The 7145-nt window shown below is 60.5% G+C and carries 6 protein-coding genes; 5 read left to right on the forward strand and 1 reads right to left on the reverse strand.

Features of this window, described 5'->3' with window-relative positions:
• Positions 1-238 precede the first annotated feature (238 nt).
• The 3 genes from GSQ79_RS14140 (at position 239) to GSQ79_RS14150 (ending at position 3990) form a co-directional block, all read left to right on the forward strand.
• The gene (locus GSQ79_RS14140; protein ID WP_158809345.1) at positions 239-1000 is read left to right on the forward strand and encodes an IS630 family transposase; all 762 of its coding nucleotides are present in this window, start codon (positions 239-241) and stop codon (positions 998-1000) included.
• Between the two features lie 312 nt (positions 1001-1312).
• Complete coding sequence (locus GSQ79_RS14145; RefSeq protein ID WP_158809346.1) at positions 1313-2227, forward strand: transporter; 915 nt, start codon at positions 1313-1315, stop codon at positions 2225-2227.
• Positions 2228-2806: 579 nt separating this feature from the next.
• Positions 2807-3990, forward strand: a protein-coding gene (locus GSQ79_RS14150; protein ID WP_158809347.1) for an IS3 family transposase whose coding sequence is annotated in 2 segments (ribosomal slippage) — positions 2807-3059 and positions 3059-3990 — 1185 coding nt in all. Because the reading frame shifts where the segments join, the coding sequence is not laid out codon by codon here.
• A 365-nt stretch (positions 3991-4355) separates the two neighbouring features.
• On the opposite strand, the gene GSQ79_RS14155 is transcribed toward GSQ79_RS14150, so the two are convergent.
• On the reverse strand, positions 4356-5000 hold the full coding sequence (locus GSQ79_RS14155; RefSeq protein WP_158809348.1) for a TetR/AcrR family transcriptional regulator: 645 nt from the start codon (positions 4998-5000) through the stop codon (positions 4356-4358).
• A 132-nt stretch (positions 5001-5132) separates the two neighbouring features.
• Here GSQ79_RS14155 and GSQ79_RS14160 point away from each other — a divergent pair, with 132 nt between their 5' ends.
• Positions 5133-6335 (forward strand): HlyD family secretion protein, encoded by a 1203-nt coding sequence (locus GSQ79_RS14160; RefSeq protein ID WP_158809349.1) that lies wholly within the window; start codon positions 5133-5135, stop codon positions 6333-6335.
• The coding region (locus GSQ79_RS29560) for a DHA2 family efflux MFS transporter permease subunit (RefSeq protein ID WP_246725328.1) at positions 6332-7145 on the forward strand (814 nt) is incomplete at its 3' end. The genes GSQ79_RS14160 and GSQ79_RS29560, both read left to right, overlap by 4 nt.

Raw genomic sequence — 7145 nt, forward strand, 5'->3', positions numbered from 1 at the left:
ATGCGAAGACTCGCGAGGCAGCAGACCGCTCAAACGTAAATTTTGAGTCGGGCTCTTATTTACCAACTGGCAACGACAGGTCGTTAATCGATTTCCGTTCCGATTCTCCCCGGCATCGTGTCCGGCAATGCGTCGAAGATCGTTCGATGATCACGCTTGCTCCGCTAAGAAACCGTCGCTAGTGCACTGACGATGTCGGAGGATTCACAGGCTCCTGCGGATCTGCGAGTCTGGCTTGATGCCTCAGACAGTTTCGGTTTTACCTCCTCTTGAAGATCGCGTGCGGCTCGAAGGCATCGAGAAAGACCGCCGCCGCGCGCTGAAGCATGTGTTGCGGGCGCGCGTCGTGTTGTTGTCGGCGCAGCCCCTGCCGGTGCTTGAAGTGGCCAAGCGTGTGGGCGTGAGCCGCCCTATGGTATGGCGGTGGCAACGCCGCTACGCGGAGGAAGGCGTCGAGGGGTTGCTGCGCGACAAGACCCGGCCACCGGGCGTCGCGCCGACATCGAAGGATAAAGTCCACGCGGTCGTCGCGTTAACACTCAAGACGCCGCCGGGCGGCGTTACGCACAGGCCCGGCCGTGCGATGGCAAAGGCAAGCGGCCTGTCGCTCCGCACGATCCAGAGGATCTGGGCAGACCACAAGCTACAGCCGCATCGGGTGCGCACGTTCAAACGCTCGACCAATCCGGACTTTGCAGCCAAGCTCGACGATATCGTCGGCCTTTACATCGACCCACCCCGTCACGCGGTAGTGTTCTCCATCGACGAGAAGAGCCAGATCCAGGCGCTCGATCGCACTCAGCCGGGCCTGCCGCTCAAGCGCGGCAAATGCGCAACGATGACCCACGACTATAAGCGCAACGGAACGACAACGCTCTTTGCCACCCTTGATACGATCAACGCTCGGGTGCATGCTTCCGCGTCAAACGACTGCCGAGTAGCGGCATCCACCGCTCCGACGTCCGCCGTTCCGATCGCTGGACGCGTTGATGCCATCTGAGGAGGTGGCCCGACTGCATCAGGTTGTTCCTCGGAGCAGAACCATGAAGAGCTGAAGGCAGCATTACTGTTCTCACGCTGAAGTGATCTGCCGCATTTACTTATCTTCATTCGAATGCCTGTTGTGTAAATGCAACTTCGTCTAACAACACGCGTCGACAGGACACCATTTCGCTAGCTTTCTGGCTCGCGACAGTGCGATTGTGCTGCATCGATTCGATTAAAGCCGCCAACCCCGCGAGACTACCGCGCTGCTTGATGCAAGCGGTCTTCCGTGGATTGGTGAGGCAGCGAAATCTGGGGGACGGCGCCTGTGAACAGCAAGATTATCGCAACCATCGGTTCGGCCGCGCTCGCCGTCTGCCTGTCGGCGGGCGCATCCAATGCGACCATGATCGCCCAGTCCGGCGAGACGATGGGTGTAGCACTCGGCGCGCCTCTTCCCGAGGGCATCTATGCGATAGATCTCGAAGACTATGGTCGTCGCGACAACGCGGGGGGCGCGGGCAACTATCGAGACCTCGGCGTCAACATCCCGCTCATCGCGTGGTCGACGCCTTGGACCCTGATGGATTCGCGCATCGAAGTTCTTTACGCGGCGCCATTTACCCATCTCGATTCATCATCGCCGGGTGGCCTTAACCGTCTTGATTACTACAGCCAGTTGCTCGCCGTGAACATCGCGCATGACTTCGGCAACGGCTTCTTCGCCGGCCTTCTGCTCGGCGTGCGGACGCCCGACAGCTTCCTGCATACCGACTATGTTGCGGCTGATATCCGTCCGTCGTTCGGCTACACGGCCAACGGCTACGACTTCGTCGCGACCTTCTACTACAACGGGGCCTTCGGTTCGAAGGGTGGCAATACCGGTCTCGACAATGGACGCTCCGATGCCGTCGCGCTCGACCTGACCGCAACGAAGAAGTTCGGCAAGCTTGAAGTCGGCTTCGTTGGCAACGCCTCGACCGACGTTAACGATCGTTCGGACAACCTCTATGCCAACGGAGTCAACATCCGCGAGGGGCACGTCGCGCTCGGTGGGCTGATCGGCTACGATTTTGGTCGCTTTACGGTCCAGGGCATGGTGACCCGCGACGTCGCAGCTCGAGGCAAGGCGATCGCCCTCAACGGGTCGACCTCCGAGAAGGAGACACGTGGCTGGGTCCGCATCATCGTCCCACTTTACGTTGCGCCTAAGGCAGTGCCCGCGGTCGTCGCCCGCTACTGATCGGATTTGGGCAGGCGCGGCGTGTTTGGCAGGCGTTCGCCCAAAGGCGGGGCTTCTTTCGTCCGGACAGCTTCGCAGTGGTGAGGGGATCTCGTGCGATCCTACGGCTGCAGAACCGGCGGATGCGTTGTGCGTCTGCCTGGGCGTTGCGTGCACCGCGCATGCGATCGAGATCCCATCGCTTCTAGCGGGACCCGTGTATCTCCCCGCACTGACGCGATCGGATGAATATCGGAAACAGACCTGCGCTGCATTGGGAAATGGATCGCGGTCGCGGTTCCTGCGGAACCCCCGAAATAATCGATCAATTCAGGACTCTAGCAAAACAGAAGCTCTTGACCAGGAGCAGTGCTGAAAATCGGTTGCGTTAAGCTGCGGATATTCGGAATTTAACTGGGAATGTCTTCCATCAAAAGTCGGCCTTCTCGACAATGTGACCGTCTCGCGAACTTGGTCTACGTTCAAGTCTCATGTTTTGGCCTAATGTTGGGGTCGGAACCAATGCTTCGTATGGAGTGACCTGCCCCTAATTTTTCCATCCACGAGGATTTAGAGTCCGGCCATTTGAAGGACGGACAGATGAAGCGATCAAGGTTCACCGAAGAGCAGATCATCGGCGTGCTGAAGGAGCACGAGGCAGGCGCGAAGACCGGCGATCTGGCGCGCAAGCACGGGGTGTCGGAGGCGACGCTGTACAACTGGAAGGCCAAGTACGGCGGGATGGACGTGTCCGAGGCCAAGCGGCTGCGGCAGCTCGAAGATGAGAACGCCAAGCTGAAGAAGCTTCTTGCCGAGCAGATGTTGGACGCGGCGGCCCTGCGCGAGCTGCTTGCAAAAAAATGGTAGGGCCCGCCGCTCAGCGCGACGCCGTCGCGCATCTAAAGGCCTCGGGGCTTTCGGAGCGTCGGGCCTGCGAGCTTGCCGGAGCAGATCGCAAGATGGTCCGCTACCGGTCGCGGCGACCGCCGGACGAGGGGCTGCGGGCGCGTCTGCGCGAGCTTGCCAACGAGCGTCGGCGGTTCGGCTACAGGCGGCTGTTCGTGCTGCTGCGACGCGAGGGCGAGACGTCCGGCATCAACCGCATCCACCGGCTCTATCGCGAAGAAGGCCTCGCGGTACGCAAGCGCCGAACCCGGCGGCGCGCGATTGGAACACGCGCGCCCATCGTCGTCGAGGCGAAGGCGAACGCTAGATGGTCCTTGGATTTCGTTCACGACCAGCTCGCCAACGGACGACGATTTCGCGTGCTGAACGTCGTCGACGACGTCACGCGCGAATGCCTGGCGGCGATCCCCGACACGTCGATTTCGGGACGCCGCGTAGCGCGCGAACTCACCGCTTTGATCGAGCGGCGCGGCAGGCCGGGATTGATTGTTTCGGACAACGGCACCGAGTTCACCTCGAACGCCATGTTCGCGTGGACGCGGGACCACGAGATCGCATGGCATTTCATCGCGCCGGGCAAGCCTATGCAAAATGGATTTTGCGAAAGCTTCAACGGAAGGATGCGGGACGAGCTTTTGAACGAGAGCCTGTTCTTAGGTCTCGATCACGCCAAGGCGCGGATCGCGGCTTGGATCGACGACTACAACCAACGGCGACCGCATTCGGCATTGGGATACAAGACACCGGCGGCCTACGCCGCCAACCTCGCCGCAACGGGCGGTCGGCTGCGCAACCCCGACCAGCTTCACCGCCCGCCTGTTGCAACCGACAAGCCCCACGGCGTAAAATATGCCGGGACTCTAATCGCCGCTGGATGAAAGTTCGGGGGCAGGTCAGGACCGCTGGTAATTAGAGCGTGCGAGTTCACGCGTAGTCTCCTTAGGAGTGTCAGCTGCCGGTCCGGGCAATCTTGATTTTCTTGTTCAGACGCTTCGGTAGCCTACCTTAAGAGCGCGGCGCGGTTCCAGCACGACGAAGAGCTCCCGGAACATTCTCTGCGCATTGATGGCTCGCAGTTGGTAGTGGTCGGGAACGACGGCCATATCCTCGTCGACGAACCTCGGGCTCCATGTCCCATCATCGCTTCCTGATTGGATCCTCAGCCTCAGCAATTATCTTATAACTCGAGCTGCGCAGGGATGATTTGAAGCGTTGAGCTTGTCATCGAACAATCGGGCATGCTTCAGGTCTGCTCGACTTTGTAGCGTTGCAAGAACATTGCGACAGCCTCGTCGACGTGCGCTTTGATTTCGACGCGGGTCGCGGGCGGGCGTTCCGGAAGGACCAGGCCCAGCATGTGATAGTAGGTGATGATGGCGCCCAAAAAGATCTTGGCCGAAACGACAGGCGCGGCGCAGGAGATTTCGCCCCGTCTAGTCGCAATAGCAAGGAATTGGGTAAGACGTTCTTTCACCTGCTCCGGCCCTTGTTCGAAAAAGATGCGGCCGAGGTCGGGATTACGAGGGCTTTCGGCGACAACGATGCGGTAGAGGCAGAGCGCGTTGCGATCCATCATTTTTTCAAGCATGCGCGTGCCGAGGTTATGCAGGATATCGCCCACGGTACCCGGCCGCCTAAAGTTCTCATCAAGCCCTTCGATAAAACGATTGGCCCGGCTCTCGACGATCTCGGAAAACAAGCCCTCCTTGCTGCCGAAATGGCGGTAAAGCGTCTCTTTTGACGCACCAGCCTCGGTTGCGATGGTCTGCATTGTCGTATCGCTGAACCCTTGCGCAAAGAACATGCGTTCGGCGACCGCTGCAATCTCGCGCCGCCGCTTTTGGCCACGGGGAATCGGCGTGCTGCGGAGTACCGATTGATCCTGCACGGTTGACGAGGACATGCCGTTCCTGATCTATAGGCGAACCAACTAGTTCGGTTGCTGGACGCATCTAGGCATCAAACGCCATGTGCGGCAACAGGCAATTGAAACTTTTGACGTTAGTTTGACGGGGACCCTATGACACGTAACAACCCCGATCCTGATCATCCGCAGGACGCGACCTACAATGCAAAAGCGGAGCAGGACGCGCGTCAGTCCGAGGCGAAGGATCAACCGGACGATACGGGTCAGGATAACTCCGACAAAAAGTCGGATGACGTCAAACAAGGCGAGGAAACCCGCAAGAAGCGTCGTCCCACTGTTCTGATCATCGCGATCATCGTCGTTATCGCTTTGGCCCTTGGCGGCATCTACTACTGGTTGTCGACCGCCAACGTTGAAAGCACCGACGACGCCTATACCGACGGGCGCGCCATCTCGATCGCGCCGCAGATTGCCGGCCGCGTCATCTCGCTCGACGTCACCGACAACCAGTTCGTGCGCAAAGGCACGCCGCTGATTCACGTCGATCCGCGGCAGTTCATCAACGATCGCGATCAGGCGCAGGGCGTGTTGGAAACGGCCAAGGCGCAGCTGACCGGGCAGAAGCTGGGCGCCGAGATTGCGCAAAAGAACTTTCCCGCCGCCCTGCAGGCCGCGCAGGCGGACCTAGCCTCGGCAAAGGCTAACTTGACGCGCCGCGAGGCCGACTTCGCCCGCCAGAAAAGCCTGCCGAAGCAAGCGACGACGCAGCAGGAAATCGACTCGGCCAACGCTGCGCTATTACAGGCGCAGGCGCAGGTGCTGCAGGCCCAGGCGCGTGAGGTTCAGGCGACGCCGGTGCAGCAGAACATCGGCCAGGCGCAAGCGCAGGTCGGCCAGCTCTCCGGTCAGGTCGATCAGGCGGAAGCGCGCCTGCATCAGGCCGAACTCAACCTGTCCTACACGGTGGTGAAGGCTGAGCATGACGGGTGGATCACCAAGCGCAACGTCGAGGCCGGCAACTACGTCACCGCCGGCCAGCAGATCTTTTCGATCGTCTCGCCGGAAGTGTGGATCACCGCCAACTTCAAGGAAACGCAGCTCAACCTAATGCGGCCGGGCCAGAGTGTCGTCGTCAAGGTCGACGCCTTCCCGGATCTTGACCTGCATGGTCACGTCGACAGCGTGCAGCTTGGCTCCGGCTCGAAGTTCACGGCGTTTCCACCTGAAAACGCCACCGGCAACTACGTGAAGATCGTGCAGCGCGTGCCGGTCAAGATCGTCATCGACTCCGGCCTCGATCCCACCGTTCCGGTGCCGCTCGGCATCTCGGTCACTCCAACTGTGACGGTGAAATGAGCACCGCGGCGACGGCCGGCCAGGCGCCGGGACGACCGGTCAAGCCGGCAGCCAAACCCGCCAAGACCGAGGCCAAACCGGCCGGTGTCGGGCAGGGCTGGCGGCCGTCCGCCAACCCGTGGCTCATCGCCGTCGTCGTGACGATGGCCGCCTTCATGGAAATTCTCGACACGACCATCGTCAACGTCGCACTGCCGCATATTGCCGGCGAACTGTCCTCGTCGAACGACGAGGCGACCTGGGCGCTGACCTCCTATCTTGTCGCCAACGGCATCGTACTGACTATCTCCGGCTGGCTCAGCGACACGATCGGCCGCAAGCGCTATTTCATGATTTGCATCGCGATGTTCACGGTGTGCTCGTTCCTCTGCGGCGTTTCGCAGAGCCTCGGCCAGATCATCATCTTCCGGCTCCTTCAAGGCTTCTTCGGCGGTGGATTGCAGCCAAACCAGCAGGCGATCATCCTCGATACGTTCGAGCCGGCCAAGCGCGGTGCGGCCTTCGGGATAACCGCCATCGCCACCATCGTCGCGCCGGTGCTCGGCCCGACTCTCGGCGGCATCATCACCGACCAGTCGACGTGGCGCTGGATCTTCTTCATCAACATCCCGATCGGTGTTGCGGCCGTCTTCCTCGTTTCGATCCTTGTCGAGGATCCACCATGGGAGAAAGAAAAGCAGAAGCGTTCACGCGGCATCGATTACATCGGTCTTTCGCTGATCACCGTCGGCCTCGGCAGCCTGCAGATCATGATGGATCGCGGCGAGGACGATGATTGGTTTGGCTCCGGCTTCATCAAGATCATGGCGC

The organism is Beijerinckia sp. L45, assembly GCF_009765775.1.
Classification (GTDB): Bacteria; Pseudomonadota; Alphaproteobacteria; order Rhizobiales; family Beijerinckiaceae; genus RH-AL1.

What these genes read in the sequence shown, in the direction of transcription:
- GSQ79_RS14140 (WP_158809345.1), top strand. Translation starts at nt 239, where the DNA reads ATGCCTCAGACAGTTTCGGTTTTACCTCCTCTTGAAGATCGCGTGCGG.
- GSQ79_RS14160 (WP_158809349.1), top strand. Translation starts at nt 5,133, where the DNA reads ATGACACGTAACAACCCCGATCCTGATCATCCGCAGGACGCGACCTAC.